The following is a 20,129-nucleotide window of genomic DNA, read 5'->3' as shown; positions in this document are numbered from 1 at the left end:
ACTTCTGTAATTATTCAGGTATGGAATGTGCCCATCGAATCTGTTCACAGCGTGTATGAATAGAGCGGGGCGTCAGCATAATACTCTGACGCCCCGGAAAACTGCCACAATTGAATCGTAAGCGATTATCAAAATAGTTTGTACCCGTAGCCCCACAGAATCACACTCAGGGCTAAGAGCACTTCAAGTACCAGCACACCAATGGCGAGCGTTGAGCTAGAAAAGCTCATCCCCTCTTCTTTATTGATGCCAAGGAACTCGGGTACGCCCACATAGAGCAAATAGCCGGTATAGATTAGTGCTGCGGCACCGACCAGAACACACAGCCAAACCAGTGGATACAGGGCAACAAGGCCGCTTAGAAACAGCGGGGTTGCGACATAACCGGCAAACACCATACAACGAGCAAGCGATGGCCGTTGCGGGTAATTACGCGCCATCCACCAGATAACGCGCCCCATGACAGCAATACCTGCCAACATCAGTGCATAAAACAGTACACCTAAATAGAACCCGGTAAACATCGACAATTGAACAAACGTACCATCACCAAAATTCCAGCCGATTTGGGTTGTGCCAATAAACGCACAGATAACCGGAATGGCCGCCATGATTAACACATGATGGGTGTAGTGATGAGAGACCGTTTCGTTCTCGCGTTTTATTTCCTGCATTTCACGATTAGGATGGGAAAATAGCCCCCAGACATGACTCATAACGCCTCCTGACATGTCAAAAAAAAACGATTGAGCACCTTTAAAGTATAATGCACAGCGCTAGATTGTTTTTTAAACAGTTGAAAATAATTGGGCATCAGGGGTACGACGGTAAGGAGTGATATAATTCTGTTATGGATATAAATAGTTTGGTTGAACATTACGGTTATGCAGCTCTTATCTTGGGCAGCATGGCTGAAGGGGAAACGGTGACGCTTTTGGGCGGCGTTGTGGCCCACCAGGGACTGCTAAAATATCCGCTGGTTATTCTGTCCGTGGCGTTGGGCGGTATGATTGGCGATCAACTGCTGTATTTGATTGGCAGGCGCTTTGGCGGCTCAATTACAGAGCGCTTTAAAAAGCATCAAAAGAAAATCGTTAAGGCGAAGAAACTGATTAACCGCCACCCATACTTGTTTGTGATAGGTTCGCGCTTTATGTATGGCTTTCGCGTGATTGGGCCCGTGTTGATTGGAGCAAGCCATCTCCCCCCTAAAATCTTCCTGCCTCTAAACATTATTGGAGCTTTGATTTGGGCAGCCCTTTTCACCACCCTTGGTTATCTCGGTGGCGAAGTTGTTGGCCCATGGCTACATAACCTGGACCAACATATTAAGCACTGGGTTTGGCTTTTGGGCGTGGTTGCCGTGGTGTGGCTGGCGCGGTATTGGTTTAAGCGCCGCGAGAGCAAACGGCAGGATTAATTTTTCGGTTTGAAATGCGGGTTTGCGAACATAAAGCCCCCATCGACAATAAACGATTGTCCGGTGGTATAGCTGGCGCTGTTTGAGCACAACCACGCGACCAGGCTCGCAATTTCTTCGGTCTCTCCTGCCCGTCCTAACGGGATCTCAGGTATTTTGCTCCTGGTCCCATCGCCTTCACGCATGTTGTTCATTGGGGTGGCGACTGCTCCCGGTGCTACGGCATTGACCAAAATATTGTGATGAACCAGTTCCATCGCCATTGATTTAGTCAACCCACCCAACGCATGCTTGGCCGCTGTGTAAGCGCAGGCTTCAGGAAGCGGTGTATGCTCGTGGACGGACGTAATATTCACGATACGCCCGCCCTGGCCTCGTGCAACCATCGCGCGCGCGACTTTTTGCGAGCATAAAAAAGCACCGTCTACATCCACGGTGAACAGCTCACGCCATTCTTCCAGCGAGACATCCAGGAAAGGATTTTTGTTCATGGCACCGGCGTTGTTCACCAGCGCGTCAACGCATCCGAAGCGACGAATTAATTCATCAATACCCGCAGCACCCTCAGGAAGATGAGCAAGATCGAGCTGAACTGTCTCAGCCCGTCGACCAAAACCTCGGACCTGACGCGCCGTTTCTTGCGCACCTTGCTCATCAGAATGCCAGGTGATACCGATGTCGTAACCCTGTTCGGCCAGTATCAGTGCACATTTTTTACCGATACCCGAATCTGATGCCGTGACAATAGCCACTTTGTTAGCCGCACTCATCACCACCTCCAGGCTGTTTTGAATCCATACGTAATTATAGGAGGTGGCGCGAGAGTCGCGTTTGTTACGCTTTACCAGCCTGATAACCGCCACCTAATGCGGAAATTAACTGCACATCGGCATTAAGCCACTGGCCATGGAGCTGAATGGCTTTCGCCTGTTCCGAGAGGTCCGGTAGTGTCGCAGCACTCATTCTGGCACCCGAAATCATGCCCGCGTTAAACCGCAACTGCGCGAGGGTTTTGAGTTTATTCGTCCCCTGCAATATGGTGAGCTGATGTTGGCTTTCAGCCGCGACCGCATTCAACTGGCTGGCGGCTTTTTCTACGTCATTCACCGCACCCACTACCGCTTTGTTATAGCTGGCAATCGACAAATTGCTCTGCGCGCGCACAATATCGAGGTTGGCGTTCAAACGACCACTGTCGAAAATAGGTAACGATAAGCCTGCTACCGCTCCATATTGCTGAGCTGAACCACGGAACAAATCGCTTAAATGCAGCGCATCGTTTTGTAAGAAAGCACTCAGGTTCACGTCCGGATAAAACGCGGCTTTAGCGGCATCGACGTTGCTAAGTGAAGATTCGATATACCAGTGCGCTTCCTGAAGATCAGGGCGACGCGCCAGCAGTTCATATCCCATTTGCTCTGGCACATGGCTTTTCACTTTTGGTAGAGATGCGCGTTTGATATTGGATGCTGCATGTGCGTCGCCAGTAATTGCGGCGAGCTGTGCTTTGGCGATGTTAATACGACCATCAATATTATCCAGTTGCTGCTGGGTTTTCACGAAATCAATATTGGATTCGACATCGTCAACTGATGAGTTAATTCCCTGGGCATAAAGACGAGTATCCACATCAACAATATTTTTCTGCGCCGCCAGGGTTTGTTGTTTCACATCTTTTAGTGCCAACAGCGTTTGCATATCCCAGTACAAGCGCACCACGTTTGCTGAAATAACTTGTTTCGCCTGGGCAAGCTCCGCCTGTTTGGCTTTCATTACGCCCACCCTGGCTTCTACTTCCGCGCGGTTCTTACCCCACAAGTCCAAATCCCAACTGGCGGTTAGCCCAAAAGTCCCGTTGGTGTAATACGGCCCAGTGGTACCTGCTGCGGGGTCAGTCAGGGCAAATGGCCCCATCAAACCTTCCTGTGACATTTTCTGGCGTTCGATATCGGCTGAAAAATCCAACTGCGGGCCATCGTTGGCTTCCTGCATGTGAGTCTGCGCCTGCGCAAGCTTAATGCGTTGTTCAACCACGGTCAGATCTGGCGAGTCTTTAAGAGAACGCTCAACAAGTGTATCTATCTGGCTGTCGTGGTAATCACGCCACCAATCACTGCCCGGCCAACCGTGAGCCAACTCAGGAGGCAGTTTGGTATCAAGCTGTCGTTGTGGAATTTTTTGCGCCAGAGCTGCATCTTCATTGTGCATAGGAGCACAGGCGGACAAAACGAGCGTTAACATAGCGCCAGTTGCCGCAAGCGGGAAACGTGAGGAGATCATAAGTAGCCACAGAATAAAAAGAAGGGCTTAGGGTACGCATTCCCAAACACAAAATTTTAGGTATCAGTGGCAATACACAGATGGTTAATAAGAGATACATTTTGGAACTTATTAACAGTAGTTATTATATTCAAACAATAAATAACCATAGAACGCATCATCACAACGCATTAAGCCAATCACCCAACATTTTTACCGCAGCATCAGCTTGTCGCTCGCGTTGAGCTTTCACAATTGCACCGTCAATTAACATGGCGATCATTTCTGCTTGATAGCGCCCGGTATCAGAATCGGCCAAATACTGCGCCAGAACATCAACCATCTTCTGTTTGTGGCTTTGAGCCATGATCAGACTTTCGGGCAAAGCATCTGCCAGTTCAACGGCAGTATTAATGAACGCACAACCGCGAAATGAATCATCACAAAACCATTCTTTGAGCGTGGCACAAAGAGCCGTAGCAAAATCGTTATTTACCGCCATTTCACGGGCTAATGAATCACTAAACCAACTCATCCAGCGTTCGTGTCGAAACTCAAGAAATGCGCGAACTAAATCGTCCTTCGAGGGGAAATGACGATAAAACGTCACTTTGGTGACTCCGGCTTGTTTAATGATTTTATCGATACCCGTAGCTCGAATACCGTCACGATAAAATAGATCATGCGCCGTTTGTAAAATTCGCTCATTCGCACTGGGCTTTGTTATAGACATCATTCCTCCTGATTTCGTGCCTATCATGCAGCAAGTAGACAAGTCTGTCTACTTGGCATAAGGTAATTACGTAGACAGACTTGTCTACTTATTTTCTGGAGAACAATATGACCGTTAAAGCACCTACCCCACCCTTCACGTACAAAACGGCATGCGAAAAAGTACGCCTTGCTGAAGACGCATGGAATAGTCGCGATCCAATACGTGTTTCACAGGTTTATTCATTGGATACGCGTTGGCGTAACCGTGCAGAATTCGTCTTCGGGCGTGAAGCGGTCGTCAGTTTCTTGCAACGCAAATGGCAGCGCGAGCTGGATTATCGCTTAATCAAAGAGTTATGGGCATTTGATAACAATAGAATTGCCGTGCGTTTTGCTTATGAATGGCACGATGACTCCGGGAACTGGTATAGAAGTTACGGCAATGAAAATTGGGAATTCAATGAACAAGGTTTAATGATAAACCGCCATGCCTGCATCAATGATTGCCCAATTAAACCCGAGGAGCGTACCTTTCACTGGCCGTTGGGACGACGCCCTGATGACCATCCAGAATTAAGCAGCTTTGGCTTCTGAGCGCGGACATAGCAGACGCTTTCCCATGGCCGAAAACTTCACTAGACTTCTTCTGCCATTTACGGCTTTGCGAACAGGAGTTGCAATGACACAGAACATCTACGACAACCCGGCATTTTTTGAAGGATACGCCACGCTCGACCGCTCCATAAAAGGGCTGGATGGCGCGCCGGAATGGGCAGCCATGCAAACAATGCTACCCGATTTGCAGGGCAAATCCGTGGTGGATTTGGGCTGCGGTTACGGTTGGTTCTGCCGCTTTGCCCGCGATAACGGTGCGGCGCATATTGTGGGGTTGGATGTCTCGTTGAAAATGCTGGAAAAAGCCCAGGAAATGACAACAGGCGATGGCATTGTTTATCGCTGCGAAGATCTCGAACAGTTGCACCTGGATGCGCAAAGCGTCGATCTGGTTTACAGCTCGCTGGCACTGCATTATCTGGAAAATATTCCTGCACTGTTCGCCACGCTTTATCAGGCCCTGGTTCCCGGTGGCATGCTGGTGTTTTCTGCGGAGCATCCGATTTATACCGCACCACTACAACAGGGTTGGCTGGCTGATCAGTCCGGGCAAAAATCCTGGCCGGTAAATCACTATCAGCAAGAAGGTGTACGCATTAGCAACTGGTTTGCCGATGGCGTTAAAAAGCAGCATCGCAAACTTTCAAGCTGGATAAATACACTAATTGCCAGCGGGTTTGTTCTCGAAAAGCTCGATGAATGGGGCCCGAGTGCCGAACAAATCGCACAAAATCCAGGGTTAGATGAAGAAAAAGAACGGCCAATGATTTTCCTGCTCGCCGCACGTAAACCGCTAATCTGATTACCTACAATTTATCTCAATTTCCGTTCATGGGGAGGCAATGCCCCCTCTCCGTGCATCTTTGCCTATACTGTTTAGACACTAGCCAGAGACAGGGAGCATTGATGAAAATTATTTTATGGGCAGTTCTGATTATCTTTATTATCGGCTTACTGGTCGTTACCGGCGTGTTCAAAATGATTTTCTGATGACTGTGGGTGCCACTCTGGTGGTACCCCTTTTTATTTCCTCAAATAGTCACTTCAACTTGCGGACAGTATTGGTGAAGCATTATTATCACTCCAATTGATTGGAGAAATAATGACTATCAAAGAAAGTGATTTCCGCAAAATCGATCTCAACTTGTTGATTGCTTTTGCCGTATTGTTTCGCGAACAAAGCGTTTCGCTGGCAGCCGATAAACTGCATTTAGGCCAACCTGCTGTGAGTGGTTCACTCGCACGCTTGCGTGAAATGTTTGATGATCCGCTATTTATTCGCAGCGGCCACCGCATGCAGCCTACTGCCCGTGCAACAGAGTTGCATACCGAACTGATGCCGCTGCTTGAGCAATTGCAAAGTGCGCTATTTCAGCAGGCTGAGTTCAACCCCGCCAGTGCAAAAGCGACCATCACCATCGGCATGACCGATTGGGTGGAAATGTGGCTGATGCCGCGTCTGGTTCCTGCGTTAGCTAAACATGCTCCGGGAGTGCGCCTGAACGTGGTCGCAAGCGATCCGTTTACTGACGCACAGCGTCTGGAAGGGGGTGAACTGGATATGGCAATGAGTGTGGCCAATCTGTCTGCCCGCTGGATGGAACGCGAATTGCTGACGCCGATGGAGTTTGTCACGCTCTGGCATCCGTCGCAGTTACAGCTCAAAGCTCCTCTGTCTGCTGAAGTTTATGCTGCACAACAGCATGTATTGGTGAGCTATCGTGAAGCCACCAGCAGCCATATCGACACGCTGTTAGCCAAGCAAGGGCTGAAGCGTGAGATAAGCTATACCACACCGCATTTTTCAGCATTACCGGGTTTGTTAAGCATGATGCCTACGCTTGCAACGGTGCCGCAGGGGCTTTGTGAGAACTGGCAGCAGATTTGGGGTTTTTGCAGCAGCCCCGTTCCGCTGGAACTGGCTCCGTTTGAAGTGGCGTTACTGTGGCATCAACGCCACAACAGTGATGCGGCGCTGATGTGGGTTCGTGGGTTTATTAAGCGTTTGGTGGGGTAACTCGCTTCAAACTCTTACCGTTACTTGCAATCAACATAGCTAAAGCCGCTGAATCGCCAGCGCAATATCTTTTGAGGTTTTCAATGTGCGAATTTCGCTGAAAACCTCTGTTGCTTCAATGTACTCTTTACGCAAATACCCAAGCCACTGCTTGATACGCGCAACGTGATACATACCGGTATCACCCTGCTTTTCTAGCTGACTGTATTTTTGCAGCAGTTTTATTACGTCTGGCCACGGCATACGCGGCTCGTTGTATTTAATCACACGGCTTAAGTTGGGGACGTTAAGTGCGCCTCGGCCAATCATTACGGAATCGCAGCCCGTTGCCACCATACAATCCTGCGCACTTTGCCAGTCCCAGATTTCACCGTTCGCAATCACCGGAATCGACAAGCGTTTACGGATTTCACCGATCGCCGCCCAGTTAATACGCTCGGCTTTATAGCCATCCTCTTTGGTGCGCCCATGCACCACAAGCTCGGAGGCACCCGCCTGTTGCACCGCATCAGCTATTTCAAACTGATGCGAATTGCTATCCCAACCAAGGCGAATTTTAACGGTGACGGGCAAATGCGCAGGCACCGCTTCACGCATGGCTTTTGCGCCACGGTAAATCAGGTCAGGGTCTTTTAGTAGTGTGGCCCCACCGCCGCTTCCGTTCACCAGTTTGGATGGGCAACCGCAGTTGAGATCAACGCCCCAGGAGCCGAGTTCCACAGCACGGGCAGCATTTTCGGCCAGCCATTGCGGATATTGTCCAAGCAATTGGACACGAACTAACGTTCCAGACGAGGTGCGACTGGAGTGATGGAGTTCAGGGCAAAGTTTATGGAAAGATTTTACCGGCAAAAGCTGGTCAACCACGCGCAGAAATTCGGTGATACACAAGTCGTAGTCGTTGACCTCGGTCAGCAATTCCCGAACCAGTGAGTCGAGAACCCCTTCCATTGGTGCCAGTAGCACGCGCATAACGTTACCCGATAAAAAAAGAGGCGCTATGTTAGCGCCTCTGATTGAGTTGGCAAAGCCTTAGTTAGATGCAGCAGGCTTACGCGGTGGACGACGACGTCCGTTTGCGCCAGCCGGTTTTGCAGCACCGTCACCGTGTGGTTTGCCGGAACGGCGCGGTGCGCCGCTGCGGTCTGAAGGTGCGCTGCTACCATTGCCACCACGACGTTGACCCTGGCCCTGACCGCCGCCGTTTCCACGACCGCCGCCACGCTGCTGCTGGCGACCGTTAACAATCGGCTCAGCAGGAATAGATGGGTCTACTTCGTAACCAGGCAATGCCATACGCGGAACTTCACGTTTCAGCAGGCGCTCGATATCACGCAGCAGTTTGTGTTCATCAACACAAACCAAAGACAGCGCTTCACCGGTTGCTGCCGCACGGCCAGTACGGCCAATACGGTGTACGTAATCTTCCGGTACGTTTGGCAGTTCGTAGTTCACAACGTGTGGTAATTCTTCGATATCAAGACCACGTGCCGCGATATCCGTTGCTACCAGCACACGAATGCCACCGTTTTTGAAGTCAGCCAATGCGCGAGTACGTGCGCCCTGGCTCTTATTACCGTGGATAGCTGCCGCGGTGATACCGTCTTTACCGAGCTGTTCTGCCAGATGGTTCGCACCATGTTTAGTACGGGTAAATACCAGCACTTGCTGCCAGTTACCTTCACCAATCATCTGCGACAGAAGTTCTCTTTTACGTTTCTTATCAACGAAATGAACATGCTGTGTCACTTGCTCAGAAGCGGTATTACGACGCGCGACGGACACTTCTTCCGGGTTATGCAGCAACTTTTCTGCTAGCCCTTTAATCTCATCAGAGAAGGTCGCGGAGAACAGCAAGTTCTGGCGACGCGCTGGCAGTTTTGCCAGTACACGACGAATATCGTGGATAAAGCCCATGTCCAGCATGCGGTCAGCTTCATCCAGTACCAGGATTTCAACCTGATCGAGTTTCACGGCGTTCTGGTGTTCCAGATCCAGCAGACGGCCAGGCGTTGCCACCAGCACATCCACACCGCTACGCAGTTTCATCATCTGCGGGTTAATGCTCACGCCACCGAATACTACCAGCGAACGGATGTCCAAATATTTGCTGTAATCACTTACGTTTTCACCAATCTGCGCTGCCAGCTCACGGGTTGGCGTCAGAATTAGTGCACGCACAGGACGACGGCCTTTCACATGTGGCTCTTTATCGACCAGGCGCTGCAACAGCGGCAGAGTAAAACCTGCGGTTTTGCCGGTGCCAGTTTGGGCACTAGCCATCAGGTCGCGGCCCGCTAAAACTACCGGGATCGCCTGACGTTGAATAGGGGTAGGCTCACGATAGCCCTGCTCTTCCACTGCACGCAGAATATCGGCGTTTAAGCCGAGAGAATCAAAAGACATAGGTACTCCAGAATCGCCCTGACCGCGAGGTGCGGTGTAGTTTCCAGGGGTTCGTATGACGCCAGTCATTCTGGCGCAAGAGAGGGGCACAAACCACGGTGCCGTAAGCCGCGCAGTGTAACAGGTTTTGTGACTTTGCGCACAAATTCTATTTTTTGATGCATTCACAAGATAAATGTTTGGTACTGGACAGAAGAATTCATCGAGCCTACTCTTAATCAATCGATTGATTAACTTTTTAAGAGGTCGGTATGAACGCCACACCGACGCCTGCGACCTCCCGTGGTGAGCAGGCCAAAAACACGCTAATTTCCGCCGCTATTGCACAGTTTGGTGAGTATGGATTGCATGCCACCACTCGCGATATTGCCGCACTTGCCGGGCAGAATATCGCAGCCATCACCTACTATTTCGGCTCAAAAGAAGAGCTTTATATGGCATCTGCACAGTGGATTGCTGACTTTATCACCCACAACTTCAAGCCTCATGTGGAACGTGCTGAAGCCATTCTCAGGCATCGGCCGTCAGATAAAATACAAATCCGCGAGCTTATTCATACCGCGTGCGACCATATGATAGTTCTGCTGACCGCGGACGAAACACTGAATCTCAGCAAGTTTATTTCCCGCGAACAACTCTCCCCTACTGCGGCTTACCAACTGATTCACGAACAAGTGATTGCACCGATGCACACGCATCTCACATACCTGGTTGGGCGCTATACCGATCGCCGCCCGGATGACACCGAAACCATTCTCCATACACACGCGTTGCTCGGGCAGGTGCTGGCTTTTCGTCTGGGACGAGAAACTATCTTGCTACGCGCCGGGTGGTCAGCGTTCGATAAGGACAATGTGAAGCTAATCAGCGATGTGGTACACAGCCATATCGATTTCATTTTGCAAGGGTTATCAATGGAACGAGGAAAAACCAGCAATGAAAAGTAAAAAGCCGATAGTTATCGTGGCAGTAATCGCGCTCATAGCTGCGGGACTGGCCGGCTGGATATGGTACAAAAACCAGCAAGACCATGGCCTGACGCTATACGGCAACGTGGATATTCGCACCGTCAATTTGAGCTTCCGCGTTGGCGGGCGTCTTGCGGCTTTGCAGGTAGATGAAGGTGACACCATCAAAGCGGGTGAAACACTCGGCGAGTTGGAAAAAGGCCCGTATCAAAACGCCCTACTTCAGGCACAGGCAAACGTGGCGGCAGCACAGGCCAAATTTGACCTGATCATTGCCGGTTACCGTGACGAAGAAATCGCGCAGGTCGCAGCACAGGTCAATCAGGCCCAGGCGGCATTTGATTACGCGCAGAACTTTTATCAACGCCAGCAAGGTTTATGGGCCAGACGTGTTATTTCTGCCAACGATCTGGAAAATGCACGTTCATCAAGTGACCAGGCCAAAGCCACGCTGAAAGCTGCGCAAGATAAGTTAAGCCAGTACCGTACAGGTAACCGCCCGCAAGAAATTGCTCAGGCGCAGGCAGACCTGCAACAAGCGAAAGCACAGCTAGCTCAGGCTCAGTTAGATTTACAGGACACCACGCTAATTGCCCCCTCTGATGGCACTTTACTGACCCGTGCCGTGGAGCCTGGCACTATGTTGAACGCCGGAAGTACCGTACTGACTCTTTCCCTGACTCGCCCAGTTTGGGTACGTGCTTATGTTAGCGAAGTCAGTCTGAATCAAGCGAAACCGGGCACAGAGTTACTGGTTTACACCGATGGCCGCCCAGATAAGCCTTATCACGGCAAAATTGGCTTTGTCTCCCCTACAGCAGAATTCACACCTAAAACCGTCGAGACCCCCGACTTACGAACTGACTTAGTTTATCGCCTGCGCATCATCGTTACCGATGCCGACGACGCGCTTCGCCAGGGAATGCCTGTGACTGTGAAATTCAACAGTGAGAAAACACATGAGTAGCCAGGACGGTATCATTACCCTGAAAGGGTTAATGAAACAGTTCCCAGGCCAGAAAAAGCCCGCCGTTGCGAGCCTGAATTGTGAAATTCTCACCGGGGCGGTTACCGGCCTGGTCGGCCCGGATGGCGCGGGAAAGACCACGTTAATGCGTATGCTGGCAGGCCTGCTCAAGCCAACCGAAGGAACAGCAAGCGTTATCGGGCTTGATCCAGTGGAGGATGACCGGGCATTGCATGCCGTATTGGGATATATGCCGCAAAAGTTTGGCCTGTATGAAGATTTAACGGTGATGGAAAACCTGAATCTGTACGCCGACTTGCGCAGCGTGACAGGGGCTGAGCGCGAAGCTACGTTTAAACGGCTTCTGGAGTTTACCGCGCTGGGCCCGTTTACTCGCCGTCTTGCCGGTAAGCTTTCTGGCGGTATGAAACAAAAACTCGGCCTTGCCTGCACTCTGGTCGGCCAGCCAAAAGTGTTACTGCTTGATGAACCCGGCGTCGGTGTTGACCCCATTTCGCGCCGTGAACTGTGGCAAATGGTGCATGAGCTGGCCGGGGACGGCATGTTGATTTTGTGGAGCACCTCGTATCTCGACGAAGCCGAACAGTGTCGTGACGTGTTGTTGATGAACGAAGGTGAGTTGTTGTATCACGGCGCACCGAAAGAACTGACTCAGCAAATGGCCGGGCGGTCGCTGCTGGTAAGCCATCACGAAGAAAATAACCGTAAGCTACTACAACGGGCTCTGAAATTGCCGCAAGTCAGTGATGGCATGATTCAGGGGCGTTCGGTTCGTCTTATCCTCGCTAAAGATTCCTCCGTTGATGAACTTACCCAAGCTCTTCATGTGCCACAAGAGAACATCTCACAAACTGAACCGCGCTTTGAAGATGCATTCATCGACCTGCTTGGCGGCGCGGCGACACAAGAATCCCCGCTGGGTAAAATTCTGCATACCGTGGAGGGCAGCCCCGGAGAAACGGTTATCAAAGCCGAGGCGCTCACCAAAAAATTCGGTGATTTCGCCGCGACGGATCACGTCGACTTCACGGTACAACGCGGTGAAATTTTCGGTCTATTAGGGCCAAATGGCGCAGGAAAATCCACCACATTTAAGATGATGTGCGGGTTGTTGGTGCCCACTTCAGGTAAAGCGCTGGTACTGGATATGGACTTAAAAACCAGTTCAGGAAAAGCGCGCCAGCACCTTGGTTATATGGCACAGAAGTTTTCGTTGTACGGCAACCTGACAGTCGCGCAGAACCTGAGGTTTTTCTCGGGTGTATACGGTCTGCGTGGCAAGGTGCAGGACGAGAAAATAAACCGCATGAGCGAAGCCTTTAGCCTGCAACCGATTATGAACAGTTCAACCGATGCGCTGCCGCTCGGGTTTAAACAACGCCTGGCGCTGGCCTGTTCGTTGATGCACGAACCTGACATTCTGTTTCTTGATGAGCCAACGTCGGGCGTCGACCCTATTACTCGCCGCGAATTTTGGCTGCACATCAATAGCATGGTGGAAAAAGGGGTGACCGTAATGGTGACCACGCATTTTATGGATGAAGCAGAATACTGCGACCGGATCGGGCTGGTTTATCGGGGGAAACTGATAGCCAGCGGCACGCCGGACGCACTTAAAGAACAAGCGGCCAGCAACGAGCAAACTGACCCAACCATGGAGCAGGCATTTATTACGCTTATCCATCAATGGGATAAGGAGCACGAACATGAGCGAGCATAACCAGGCCGTTTCCTGGCGACGCGTTCGCGCCCTGTGTGTGAAAGAAACACGCCAGATTGTGCGCGACCCAAGCAGCTGGCTGATTGCCGTGGTGATCCCGTTGTTGTTGCTGTTTATTTTTGGTTATGGCATTAACCTCGACTCCAGCCGTTTGCGCGTCGGGGTTTTGCTCGAACAACAAAGCGAAGAGGCGCTGGATTTTGCACACACCATTAGCGCCTCGCCCTATATCGACCCGACGATTAGCGATAATCGCCAGCATCTTATTCAACTGATGCAGGCAGGGAAAATCCGCGGTCTGGTCGTTATCCCGCCAGACTTTGCGCAAAACATGGCGCGAGTCGGTAACACAGCCCCAGTGCAGGTCATCACTGATGGCAGTGAGCCCAATACCGCCAACTTCGTGCAGGGTTACATGGAGGGGATTTGGCAAATCTGGCAGCAGCAACGGGCTGAGGATCGCGGTGAAAAATTTGAACCGCTAATCGATGTGCAACTGCGGTACTGGTTTAACCCGGCGGCTATCAGCCAGCATTTTATTATTCCAGGGGCTGTGACCATTATCATGACGGTGATTGGTGCAATCCTCACCTCGCTTGTCGTCGCGCGTGAATGGGAACGCGGCACCATGGAAGCCCTACTCTCAACGCAGGTAACGCGCACAGAACTGCTGTTGTGCAAACTGCTGCCTTATTACGTGCTGGGTATGCTGGCGATGCTGCTGTGTATGCTGGTTTCGGTATTTATTCTCGGCGTGCCCTACCGAGGTTCACTGCTGATTTTATTCTTCATCACCAGCCTGTTTTTGCTCAGCACGCTCGGTATGGGGTTGCTGATATCCACAATCACCCGTAACCAGTTTAATGCCGCACAGGTGGCGTTAAACGCCGCGTTTCTACCATCAATTATGCTGTCCGGTTTTATCTTCCAGATTGACAGCATGCCCGCGATTATCCGCGCGGTGACTTATATCATTCCGGCGCGTTACTTCGTCAGCACGCTGCAAAGCCTGTTTCTGGCGGGGGACATTACAACCGTGTTAGTCATCAACGTCTTGTTTTTAATTGCCTCAGCGGTGATGTTCATCGGCCTGACGGCACTTAAAACCAAACGTCGTCTTGATTAAGGGAAGGCTATGTTTTATCGACTCTGGACACTGATTCGCAAAGAGCTGCAATCCTTGCTGCGCGAGCCACAAACGCGCGCGATATTGATTCTGCCCGTTGTTTTGCAGGTGGTTCTGTTCCCGTTCGCCGCCACTCTTGAAGTAACCAACGCCACCATCGCGATTTATAACGAGGATAATGGTAGCCATTCCGTTGAGCTCACCCAGCGTTTTGCTCGCGCCAAAGCGTTTAGCCATGTGTTGCTGCTGAAAAGCCCACAGGAAATCCAGCCCACTATCGACAACCAAAAAGCGCTGCTGTTGATTCGCTTCCCGGCCAATTTCTCACGCGACATAGCCAGCCAGCAGCAAGCAAAACTGCAAATCATTCTTGATGGGCGTAACTCTAACAGTGCCCAAATAGCCGCGAACTACCTGCAACAAATTGTGAAGAATTACCAACAGGAACTGGTGTCCGGGCAGCCGAAGCCGAACAACAGCGAACTGGTGGTGCGCAACTGGTATAACCCAAACCTGGATTACAAATGGTTTGTAGTGCCGTCGCTGATTGCGATGATTACTACCATTGGCGTGATGATTGTGACTTCTCTTTCCGTAGCCCGCGAACGCGAGCAAGGCACGCTCGATCAACTACTGGTTTCCCCACTGGCGACCTGGCAAATATTCGTTGGCAAAGCCGTGCCTGCGCAAATTGTAGCTATCGGCCAGGCCACCATTGTGCTGGGCGTTGGGATATGGGGTTATCACATTCCGTTTTCCGGCTCGCTGCTGCTATTTTACTTCACGATGCTCATTTACGGTTTGTCGCTGGTGGGATTTGGTTTGTTGATTTCGGCACTCTGTTCCACACAACAACAGGCGTTTATCGGAGTGTTTGTTTTCATGATGCCAGCAATTTTGCTCTCGGGTTATGTATCCCCGGTTGAGAACATGCCGGTATGGTTGCAAAACCTGACATGGGCGAATCCGATTCGGCATTTCACCGATATCACCAAGCAGATTTATTTGAAGAACGCGAGTTTTGACATCGTTTGGGGAAGTGTGTGGCCACTATTAGTGATAGCGGCCACAACGGGTTCAGCGGCGTACTGGATGTTTCGGCGTAAAATTGCCTGAGGTTTTTTTATCTTTGGCAAACAGCGAATAGATAATTGGGCCTGCAATCATTGCAAGCCCTGCGCCTGCCAATAAAAATTTGTTCTCGACAACGCGTGACAGCAGCCACAGCGCAATCATTGCGGAGCCGAAATACCAGGTGGTAGTCAACTCTTCAAGAAAATCGCCAATATCACGTAAACGTCCGGTGCGCACACGCTGCAGGGCGAACATCAAAATAACCGTTGCCGCATACACCAGGCATAACCCAATGCCGACGTGAATCAAGGTGGCGGTTTTCCAGCCAACGAGCAGCGCAAAGACCACTGAAAGGTGCAGCATTATCTGCCAGCAGCTTAGGCCTGTTGTCACTTGCACACGTTGTTGCCATTTCATTATTTCTCTCCTGGCCGCTATTTCCTGTTATTCAGAGTACCGCAGTATGCGGAAAATTCCGTAACCCGGCACCTATTTGTGACAGAGACTACACTTTATTTTCATCAGGATGTTAACAATGCCGGGAGAAGCATGGGTAATAAGGCTCAGCACTTTTCCTTTAAAGTGCTCACAATTAATACACACAAAGGCTTTACCGCACTCAACAGACGTTTCATTTTGCCGGAGTTGCGTGATGCGGTGCGTGCGGTTTCTGCCGATATTGTCTGTCTGCAAGAGGTTATGGGCGCACACGCTGTCCATCCGCTGCACATTGAAAATTGGCCAGATACCAGCCATTACGAATTTCTTGCCGACACGATGTGGCATGATTTTGCGTATGGCCGCAACGCGGTTTACCCCGAAGGCCATCACGGCAATGCGGTGTTATCGCGCTTCCCTATCCACCATTTTGAAAACCGTGATATTTCGGTCGCAGGCCATGAAAAACGAGGCATGTTGCATTGCCAGATGAATGTGCCGGGCGCGAATATCCGCGTACATGTCATTTGTGTGCATCTCGGTTTGCATGACGAACACCGCCGGGCGCAGTTAAAAATGTTGTGTAAACTGGTGAATGAACTCCCGGAAGGTGAGCCTGTAGTCGTTGCCGGTGATTTTAATGACTGGCAGCAGCGCGCCAATTTACAGTTAAAACAGACCGGTTTAGATGAAGTTTTCACCCGTGCGTGGGGTCGCCCGGCACGCACCTTCCCAGCCCGTTTCCCGCTTCTTCGTCTTGATAGAATTTATGTGAAAAATGCTTCCGCTAGTGCGCCGACGGCCCTACCGTTACGCCAATGGCGGCATCTCTCGGACCATGCGCCATTAGCCGTGGAGATTCATTTATGAAAAATAACTGGCGCGACGGAAACCGTATTTCATTACTCGAAAACGGCGACCATTTTTTCCCGGCGGTGTTTAAGGCCATCAACCATGCTCGCAGTAAAGTGATTCTTGAGACATTCATCTGGTTTGAAGATGATGTCGGTCGACAATTACATGACGTCTTACTGAATACTGCTAAACGCGGCGTTAGCGTGGAAGTTCTGCTTGATGGCTACGGTTCACCGGATTTAAGCGATGAGTTTGTTAACCAACTCACCGCGGCAGGTGTCATGTTCCGTTACTACGATCCTCGCCCGTTGCTGTTTGGTATGCGCACTAATTTGTTTCGCCGTATGCATCGTAAAATCGTGGTGGTAGACAGTGAAGTCGCTTTTGTCGGCGGCATTAACTACTCCGCTGAGCAAATGAGTGATTACGGCCCGGAAGCCAAGCAGGATTACTCGGTGAAAGTTGAAGGCCCGGTCGTGGACGATATCTATCAATATGTAATTTCCCACCTGCCCGACCAGAGCAATAAACGCCGTTGGTGGCGTCGGCGTAATCCGGCACAAGAAAATCTCAAACCCGGTGAAGCGCAAGCCTTGTTTGTCTGGCGTGACAACAACCTACATCGTGACGACATAGAGCGTTACTACCTGAAAATGCTCAGCAAAGCGAAACGTGAAGTGATTATCGCTAATGCTTATTTCTTCCCCGGTTATCGGCTGTTACATGCAATGCGCAACGCATCACGTCGTGGCGTATCGGTAAAACTGATTGTGCAGGGCGAGCCGGACATGCCGATTGTGAAAGTCGGCGCACGTCTGCTGTACAACTACCTGGTGCGATCGGGCGTGAAAATATATGAATACCATCGCCGCCCCCTGCACGGGAAAGTTGCCCTGATGGACGACCACTGGGCAACGGTAGGCTCCAGTAATCTTGATCCGCTGAGTTTGTCACTAAACCTGGAAGCCAATCTGATTATCTATGACCGCACCTTCAATGGCACATTGCGGGAAAACCTGAGCGGCCTGATTGCCAGGGATTGCCATCCTGTCGACGAGTCGATGTTGCCTAAGCGGACGTGGTGGAACCTGGCAAAAAGCGTGTTGGCGTTCCACTTTTTGCGCCACTTCCCGGCGATGGTTGGTTGGTTACCTGCGCATACACCTCGCCTCTCGCAAGTTATGCCTCCTGCGCAGCCCCATATTGAAACGCAGGACAGAGTTGAGGCAGAAGATCAAGGGGTAAAATACTGATGTCGCATTCGCATCCAAAATGGCGCAAAGCAAAGAAAATTCTCACCTGGCTCTTTTTCATTGCCGTCATAGTGCTGTTGGTGGTGTATGCAACGAAGGTAAATTGGGATGAGGTTTGGGAGGTTATTCGCAACTATAACCGCTTCGCACTGTTTAGTGCGGTTGGGTTAGTCATTCTGAGTTACCTGATTTACGGCTGTTACGATTTACTGGCGCGGGCATATTGCGGACATAAATTGGCGAAACGGCAGGTCATGCTGGTGTCATTTATCTGTTACGCATTCAACCTGACGCTGAGTACCTGGGTCGGCGGTATTGGCATGCGTTATCGGCTTTATTCACGCCTGGGGCTACCCAACGCCACCATTACGCGCATCTTCTCGTTGAGCATTTCGACCAACTGGCTGGGTTACATTCTTTTAGCTGGCGTGATTTTTACCGTTGACGTGGTGCAACTACCGAATCACTGGTACATCGATGAGACAACACTGCGGGTTTTAGGTGGCGTACTACTGGCTATTATTGCGGTGTATCTGTGGTTTTGTGCCTTTGCCAAACATCGCCATATGACGATAAAGGGCCAGCGACTGGTACTGCCATCGTTTAAATTTGCCCTGATGCAGATGGCTATTTCGAGCGCCAACTGGATGGTGATGGGGGCAATTATTTGGTTATTGCTGGGTCAGGACGTGAGTTATTTCTTCGTATTAGGTGTGTTGTTGGTGAGCAGTATTGCTGGGGTGATTGTGCATATTCCTGCAGGAATTGGTGTGCTGGAAGCGGTGTTTATTGCGTTGCTGGCCGGAGAGCATGTCAGTAATGGCACTATTATTGCTGCATTACTGGCTTACCGAATGCTCTATTTTATCGCCCCACTGCTGTTAGCGATTGTTTGTTATTTATGGCTGGAGAGTCGGGCGAAGAAGATACGGGTGAAGAACGAAAAGGTTTTAAACTGCCCTCACCCAACCCCTCTGTCTGAGAGAGGGGGAAAACAATCGTCGGGATGAGGGCTGTTTGAATTAGCGACGGTTACCGAAAATACGCAACAGCATCAGGAACAGGTTGATAAAGTCAAGATACAGCGTCAGTGCGCCAAGAATCGAATACTTACGCATGGTTTGCGTATCACGCGTATCGATTTGTTCGCCGATGTTTTTCAGCTTTTGGGTGTCATAGGCTGTCAGGCCAACAAACACGATTACACCGATATACGTCACAGCCCACATCAGTGCCGTGCTTTTAAGCCACATGTTCACCAGTGATGCCAGAACGATACCGATAAGCGCCATAAACAGCATGTTGCCAAAACCACTCAGGTCACGCTTGGTGGTGTAACCGTACAGGCTCATGGCACCGAACATGCCACCTGCGACCACGAAGGTGCTGGCGATGGACGAGTAGGTGTAAACGATAAAAATACTCGAAAGCGTCAGACCCGTTAATGCCGAATACAGCATAAACAAGCTCGTCGCCATACCCGCGCTGAGTTTATGCACCATGCCCGAGAGCACAAATACCAACCCCAACTGCACGATAATCAAACCGAAGAAAGTGATTTTGCTGGAAAAAACGAATTCCATTACTGCTGGAGTATTCGCCGCATACCAGGCGACAAATGCCGTCAGTAACAGGCCGCAGGTCATCCAGCCATAAACTTGTGCCATGTATGCCTGCAAACCGGTACGGGCTTGCTGCACGATGGTGTCATTGGAACGTGGGAATCGATCCATGATGCTTCCTTAAGTGAAGTCAATAAACCTGAATATTGGGCAACTTAGCCCACCGTTATTAAGATTAACACATCCCACCCCGCGTGCACGCTACCAGCGCTTTGCAGCCTGCTTATCGCTTTCGCGTGATTCAACCCAGCGGTCACCGTCAGTCGTGGCTTCGCGCTTCCAGAACGGTGCGCGTGTTTTCAGATAATCCATAATGAATTGTGCAGACTCGAACGCGGAATTACGGTGCGCACCAGTGACACCAACAAAAACAATTTCGTCACCTGGCCACAATTCGCCAATACGGTGAATCACACTCACGCGCTGCAGCGGCCAGCGTTTGCGCGCTTCTTCAATAATTTCTGCCAGCGCCTTTTCAGTCATACCTGGATAGTGTTCGAGCGTTAAAGCACTCACGCTATCGCCAAGATTGTGATTACGAACTTTGCCGGTAAACGTCACCACGGCACCGTCTTCATCACATTGCGCAAGCCACTGGTATTCATCGCCAACATTGAAGTTTTCGTGGCTGACGCGGATTCGGGTGTTTTCCAT

Annotated in this window: 22 protein-coding genes; 13 read left to right on the top strand and 9 right to left on the bottom strand. The window is 50.6% G+C overall.

The window, feature by feature from the left end; translation table 11 throughout:
- Positions 1 to 128: 128 nt before the first annotated feature.
- Positions 129 to 716 carry a Yip1 family protein gene (locus tag FH968_RS05515; RefSeq protein ID WP_139878145.1) on the bottom strand — a complete coding sequence of 196 codons (588 nt, stop codon included), beginning with the start codon at positions 714 to 716 and terminating at the stop codon, positions 129 to 131.
- A 134-nt stretch (positions 717 to 850) separates the two neighbouring features.
- Here FH968_RS05515 and FH968_RS05510 point away from each other — a divergent pair, with 134 nt between their 5' ends.
- Positions 851 to 1,420, top strand: a complete 570-nt coding sequence (locus FH968_RS05510) for a DedA family protein (RefSeq protein WP_139878144.1) — start codon at positions 851 to 853, stop codon at positions 1,418 to 1,420.
- Here the strand turns inward: FH968_RS05510 and FH968_RS05505 are convergent.
- From FH968_RS05505 to FH968_RS05495, 3 genes are all read right to left on the bottom strand, one after another.
- On the bottom strand, positions 1,417 to 2,190 hold the full coding sequence (locus FH968_RS05505) for an SDR family oxidoreductase (protein ID WP_139878143.1): 774 nt from the start codon (positions 2,188 to 2,190) through the stop codon (positions 1,417 to 1,419). The genes FH968_RS05510 and FH968_RS05505 overlap by 4 nt on opposite strands.
- Positions 2,191 to 2,254: 64 nt before the next feature.
- Positions 2,255 to 3,700: a multidrug resistance outer membrane protein MdtQ gene (mdtQ, locus tag FH968_RS05500; RefSeq protein ID WP_139878142.1), complete on the bottom strand. Its 1,446-nt coding sequence runs from the start codon at positions 3,698 to 3,700 to the stop codon at positions 2,255 to 2,257.
- Between the two features lie 160 nt (positions 3,701 to 3,860).
- Positions 3,861 to 4,412, bottom strand: a complete 552-nt coding sequence (locus FH968_RS05495; protein ID WP_139878141.1) for a TetR/AcrR family transcriptional regulator — start codon at positions 4,410 to 4,412, stop codon at positions 3,861 to 3,863.
- A gap of 107 nt (positions 4,413 to 4,519) precedes the next feature.
- Between FH968_RS05495 and FH968_RS05490 the strand changes: the two genes are divergently transcribed.
- From FH968_RS05490 to FH968_RS05475, 4 genes are all read left to right on the top strand, one after another.
- Positions 4,520 to 4,987: a nuclear transport factor 2 family protein gene (locus tag FH968_RS05490; RefSeq protein ID WP_139878140.1), complete on the top strand. Its 468-nt coding sequence runs from the start codon at positions 4,520 to 4,522 to the stop codon at positions 4,985 to 4,987.
- 85 nt (positions 4,988 to 5,072) lie between these two features.
- Positions 5,073 to 5,810: a bifunctional 2-polyprenyl-6-hydroxyphenol methylase/3-demethylubiquinol 3-O-methyltransferase UbiG gene (locus tag FH968_RS05485; protein ID WP_139878139.1), complete on the top strand. Its 738-nt coding sequence runs from the start codon at positions 5,073 to 5,075 to the stop codon at positions 5,808 to 5,810.
- A 29-nt stretch (positions 5,811 to 5,839) separates the two neighbouring features.
- A complete protein-coding gene (yohP, locus tag FH968_RS24160) occupies positions 5,840 to 5,998 on the top strand; it encodes a small membrane protein YohP (RefSeq protein WP_370451476.1) in 159 nt (52 codons plus the stop codon).
- Between the two features lie 112 nt (positions 5,999 to 6,110).
- Positions 6,111 to 7,025: a LysR family transcriptional regulator gene (locus FH968_RS05475; protein WP_139878138.1), complete on the top strand. Its 915-nt coding sequence runs from the start codon at positions 6,111 to 6,113 to the stop codon at positions 7,023 to 7,025.
- Positions 7,026 to 7,064: 39 nt separating this feature from the next.
- Here the strand turns inward: FH968_RS05475 and dusC are convergent, their stop codons facing one another.
- Both dusC and rhlE read right to left on the bottom strand, forming a co-directional pair.
- Positions 7,065 to 7,997: a tRNA dihydrouridine(16) synthase DusC gene (gene dusC / locus FH968_RS05470; protein ID WP_139878137.1), complete on the bottom strand. Its 933-nt coding sequence runs from the start codon at positions 7,995 to 7,997 to the stop codon at positions 7,065 to 7,067.
- A 60-nt stretch (positions 7,998 to 8,057) separates the two neighbouring features.
- Positions 8,058 to 9,431 carry an ATP-dependent RNA helicase RhlE gene (gene rhlE, locus FH968_RS05465; RefSeq protein ID WP_139878136.1) on the bottom strand — a complete coding sequence of 458 codons (1,374 nt, stop codon included), beginning with the start codon at positions 9,429 to 9,431 and terminating at the stop codon, positions 8,058 to 8,060.
- A 251-nt stretch (positions 9,432 to 9,682) separates the two neighbouring features.
- Here rhlE and cecR point away from each other — a divergent pair, with 251 nt between their 5' ends.
- From cecR to FH968_RS05440, 5 genes are read left to right on the top strand one after another with little or no spacing between them, the layout of a single operon-like run.
- Positions 9,683 to 10,378 carry a transcriptional regulator CecR gene (gene cecR / locus FH968_RS05460; RefSeq protein ID WP_139878135.1) on the top strand — a complete coding sequence of 232 codons (696 nt, stop codon included), beginning with the start codon at positions 9,683 to 9,685 and terminating at the stop codon, positions 10,376 to 10,378.
- On the top strand, positions 10,368 to 11,366 hold the full coding sequence (hlyD, locus tag FH968_RS05455; protein WP_139878134.1) for a secretion protein HlyD: 999 nt from the start codon (positions 10,368 to 10,370) through the stop codon (positions 11,364 to 11,366). Before cecR ends, hlyD begins: the two co-directional genes overlap by 11 nt.
- The gene (locus tag FH968_RS05450; RefSeq protein ID WP_139878133.1) at positions 11,359 to 13,107 is read left to right on the top strand and encodes an ATP-binding cassette domain-containing protein; all 1,749 of its coding nucleotides are present in this window, start codon (positions 11,359 to 11,361) and stop codon (positions 13,105 to 13,107) included. Before hlyD ends, FH968_RS05450 begins: the two co-directional genes overlap by 8 nt.
- Positions 13,094 to 14,233, top strand: a complete 1,140-nt coding sequence (locus FH968_RS05445; protein WP_139878132.1) for an ABC transporter permease — start codon at positions 13,094 to 13,096, stop codon at positions 14,231 to 14,233. The genes FH968_RS05450 and FH968_RS05445 overlap by 14 nt, the downstream gene beginning before the upstream one ends.
- Before the next feature lie 9 nt (positions 14,234 to 14,242).
- On the top strand, positions 14,243 to 15,349 hold the full coding sequence (locus FH968_RS05440; RefSeq protein WP_139878131.1) for an ABC transporter permease: 1,107 nt from the start codon (positions 14,243 to 14,245) through the stop codon (positions 15,347 to 15,349).
- Here the strand turns inward: FH968_RS05440 and FH968_RS05435 are convergent.
- Positions 15,311 to 15,724, bottom strand: a complete 414-nt coding sequence (locus tag FH968_RS05435; protein ID WP_139878130.1) for a YbhQ family protein — start codon at positions 15,722 to 15,724, stop codon at positions 15,311 to 15,313. The two genes, FH968_RS05440 and FH968_RS05435, sit on opposite strands and share 39 nt — an antisense overlap.
- Positions 15,725 to 15,856: 132 nt before the next feature.
- Between FH968_RS05435 and FH968_RS05430 the strand changes: the two genes are divergently transcribed.
- The 3 genes from FH968_RS05430 to FH968_RS05420 are packed head-to-tail and all read left to right on the top strand — an operon-like array spanning position 15,857 to position 18,863.
- The gene (locus FH968_RS05430) at positions 15,857 to 16,615 is read left to right on the top strand and encodes an endonuclease/exonuclease/phosphatase family protein (protein ID WP_139878129.1); all 759 of its coding nucleotides are present in this window, start codon (positions 15,857 to 15,859) and stop codon (positions 16,613 to 16,615) included.
- A complete protein-coding gene (gene clsB / locus FH968_RS05425; RefSeq protein ID WP_139878128.1) occupies positions 16,612 to 17,853 on the top strand; it encodes a cardiolipin synthase ClsB in 1,242 nt (413 codons plus the stop codon). The genes FH968_RS05430 and clsB overlap by 4 nt, the downstream gene beginning before the upstream one ends.
- A complete protein-coding gene (locus tag FH968_RS05420; RefSeq protein WP_139878127.1) occupies positions 17,853 to 18,863 on the top strand; it encodes a YbhN family protein in 1,011 nt (336 codons plus the stop codon). The genes clsB and FH968_RS05420 overlap by 1 nt, the downstream gene beginning before the upstream one ends.
- A 12-nt stretch (positions 18,864 to 18,875) precedes the next feature.
- Here FH968_RS05420 and FH968_RS05415 read toward each other — a convergent pair whose 3' ends face one another.
- Positions 18,876 to 19,586 carry a Bax inhibitor-1/YccA family protein gene (locus FH968_RS05415; protein ID WP_034456535.1) on the bottom strand — a complete coding sequence of 237 codons (711 nt, stop codon included), beginning with the start codon at positions 19,584 to 19,586 and terminating at the stop codon, positions 18,876 to 18,878.
- Positions 19,587 to 19,676: 90 nt separating this feature from the next.
- Positions 19,677 to 20,129 carry a molybdopterin synthase catalytic subunit MoaE gene (gene moaE / locus FH968_RS05410; RefSeq protein WP_139878126.1) on the bottom strand — a complete coding sequence of 151 codons (453 nt, stop codon included), beginning with the start codon at positions 20,127 to 20,129 and terminating at the stop codon, positions 19,677 to 19,679.

It is taken from the genome of Buttiauxella sp. B2, assembly GCF_006376615.1.
Classification (GTDB): Bacteria; Pseudomonadota; Gammaproteobacteria; order Enterobacterales; family Enterobacteriaceae; genus Buttiauxella.
Note: the sequence above shows the minus strand (reverse complement) of the source record. Positions and strands in the feature narration are given on the sequence as shown.

Excerpts from the sequence above, each read along its gene's own strand:
- FH968_RS05430 (WP_139878129.1), top strand. The coding sequence starts at position 15,857 with ATGGGTAATAAGGCTCAGCACTTTTCCTTTAAAGTGCTCACAATTAAT.
- FH968_RS05475 (WP_139878138.1), top strand. The coding sequence starts at position 6,111 with ATGACTATCAAAGAAAGTGATTTCCGCAAAATCGATCTCAACTTGTTG.
- FH968_RS05490 (WP_139878140.1), top strand. The coding sequence starts at position 4,520 with ATGACCGTTAAAGCACCTACCCCACCCTTCACGTACAAAACGGCATGC.
- FH968_RS05435 (WP_139878130.1), bottom strand. The coding sequence starts at position 15,724 with ATGAAATGGCAACAACGTGTGCAAGTGACAACAGGCCTAAGCTGCTGG.
- FH968_RS05505 (WP_139878143.1), bottom strand. The coding sequence starts at position 2,190 with ATGAGTGCGGCTAACAAAGTGGCTATTGTCACGGCATCAGATTCGGGT.
- FH968_RS05420 (WP_139878127.1), top strand. The coding sequence starts at position 17,853 with ATGTCGCATTCGCATCCAAAATGGCGCAAAGCAAAGAAAATTCTCACC.
- dusC (WP_139878137.1), bottom strand. The coding sequence starts at position 7,997 with ATGCGCGTGCTACTGGCACCAATGGAAGGGGTTCTCGACTCACTGGTT.
- moaE (WP_139878126.1), bottom strand. The coding sequence starts at position 20,129 with ATGGAAAACACCCGAATCCGCGTCAGCCACGAAAACTTCAATGTTGGC.
- yohP (WP_370451476.1), top strand. The coding sequence starts at position 5,840 with ATGGGGAGGCAATGCCCCCTCTCCGTGCATCTTTGCCTATACTGTTTA.
- FH968_RS05495 (WP_139878141.1), bottom strand. The coding sequence starts at position 4,412 with ATGTCTATAACAAAGCCCAGTGCGAATGAGCGAATTTTACAAACGGCG.
- cecR (WP_139878135.1), top strand. The coding sequence starts at position 9,683 with ATGAACGCCACACCGACGCCTGCGACCTCCCGTGGTGAGCAGGCCAAA.
- FH968_RS05450 (WP_139878133.1), top strand. The coding sequence starts at position 11,359 with ATGAGTAGCCAGGACGGTATCATTACCCTGAAAGGGTTAATGAAACAG.
- FH968_RS05485 (WP_139878139.1), top strand. The coding sequence starts at position 5,073 with ATGACACAGAACATCTACGACAACCCGGCATTTTTTGAAGGATACGCC.
- FH968_RS05515 (WP_139878145.1), bottom strand. The coding sequence starts at position 716 with ATGAGTCATGTCTGGGGGCTATTTTCCCATCCTAATCGTGAAATGCAG.
- hlyD (WP_139878134.1), top strand. The coding sequence starts at position 10,368 with ATGAAAAGTAAAAAGCCGATAGTTATCGTGGCAGTAATCGCGCTCATA.
- clsB (WP_139878128.1), top strand. The coding sequence starts at position 16,612 with ATGAAAAATAACTGGCGCGACGGAAACCGTATTTCATTACTCGAAAAC.
- FH968_RS05510 (WP_139878144.1), top strand. The coding sequence starts at position 851 with ATGGATATAAATAGTTTGGTTGAACATTACGGTTATGCAGCTCTTATC.
- rhlE (WP_139878136.1), bottom strand. The coding sequence starts at position 9,431 with ATGTCTTTTGATTCTCTCGGCTTAAACGCCGATATTCTGCGTGCAGTG.
- mdtQ (WP_139878142.1), bottom strand. The coding sequence starts at position 3,700 with ATGATCTCCTCACGTTTCCCGCTTGCGGCAACTGGCGCTATGTTAACG.
- FH968_RS05415 (WP_034456535.1), bottom strand. The coding sequence starts at position 19,586 with ATGGATCGATTCCCACGTTCCAATGACACCATCGTGCAGCAAGCCCGT.
- FH968_RS05440 (WP_139878131.1), top strand. The coding sequence starts at position 14,243 with ATGTTTTATCGACTCTGGACACTGATTCGCAAAGAGCTGCAATCCTTG.
- FH968_RS05445 (WP_139878132.1), top strand. The coding sequence starts at position 13,094 with ATGAGCGAGCATAACCAGGCCGTTTCCTGGCGACGCGTTCGCGCCCTG.